This window comes from Arthrobacter sp. NQ7 (genome assembly GCF_029581595.2).
GTDB lineage: Bacteria > Actinomycetota > Actinomycetes > Actinomycetales > Micrococcaceae > Arthrobacter > Arthrobacter phenanthrenivorans_B.
Map to the genome: position 1 here is coordinate 1 of NZ_JARFXU020000057.1, position 1100 is coordinate 1100.

The window sequence follows — 1100 nt, forward strand, 5'->3', positions numbered from 1 at the left end:
GTTGATGACTTCGAGCATGGAGTGTTCCTCGCTGATTTTTCTAATGGCAAACGCAGGACGGTTCGACGCTGTCGCTGGGCACCAGGCAGTGCGCGACGGTTCGACCCAATCCTTTTGCGGGTGTTGTTATTCATGCGGTTTCGCGCTGTTGCGGGCCTCGTTACCGACGGCCGCTGGCGCGAAGAGGGGCGGCACTATACCTAGGCGAACGTGATCCGTCTTCCTGAGCTGATTAAAGGTTTCAGCGATGAAGAACGTCGGTGATGATGCGGGGATTCTGAATCTGCGCGGCGTCCTTGGGGTTTTCGCGGGCAGGCTCGTTTCTACAGGCAAAAAAAGGGCCTGGAGAACGAGTCTTCAGGCCCTCAAAAGGTGAGAGGTGTCTAGTCCCTCGACCTGGTGAGCGGTGCAATCAACGTTTAGGCCTTCAGCGGCACCAAACGTGGGGCAATCATGTTTTCGGGGCGCAGGATGTCGTCGAGCATGGCGTCGTCGAGCAAGCCTTCTTCGCGCACCAGTTCCAGCACGCCGCGGCCGCTTTCGAGGGCGATACGCGCGATGCGGGTGGCGTTTTCATAGCCGATGTACGGGTTCAGTGCGGTGACCAGGCCGATGGAGTGTTCCACCAGTTCGCGGCAGCGCGCTTCGTTGGCGGTGATGCCGACGATGCAGTGTTCGCGCAGCATGTCCATGGCCCGTTGCAGCAGGCGGATCGAGTCGAAGATCTTGAAGGCGATCAGCGGCTCCATCACGTTCAACTGCAGTTGGCCGCCTTCGGCCGCCATGGTCAGGGCCAGGTCGTTGCCGATCACCTGGAAGGCCACTTGGTTGACGGCTTCCGGGATCACCGGGTTGACCTTGCCGGGCATGATCGAGCTGCCAGGCTGGCGGGCCGGCAGGTTGATCTCGTTGATGCCGGTGCGTGGGCCGCTGGACAGCAGGCGCAAGTCGTTGCAGATCTTCGACAGTTTCACCGCGGTACGCTTGAGCATGCCGGAGAACAGTACGAAGGCACCCATGTCGGAGGTGGCTTCGATCAAGTCAGCTGCCGGGACCACGGGCTGGCCGCTGATCACCGCCAGGCGTTGGACGGCCAGGGC

Annotated in this window: 2 protein-coding genes; one reads left to right on the forward strand and one right to left on the reverse strand. The window is 61.1% G+C overall.

Translation table 11 applies throughout. From position 1 onward, the window contains the following. Window positions 1–204: hypothetical protein (locus PUN71_RS23005; protein WP_277800312.1), on the forward strand; the 204-nt coding region annotated here is incomplete at its 5' end. A gap of 215 nt (window positions 205–419) precedes the next feature. Here PUN71_RS23005 and PUN71_RS23010 read toward each other — a convergent pair. Next, the coding region (locus PUN71_RS23010) for a lyase family protein (protein WP_277800313.1) at window positions 420–1100 on the reverse strand (681 nt) is incomplete at its 5' end.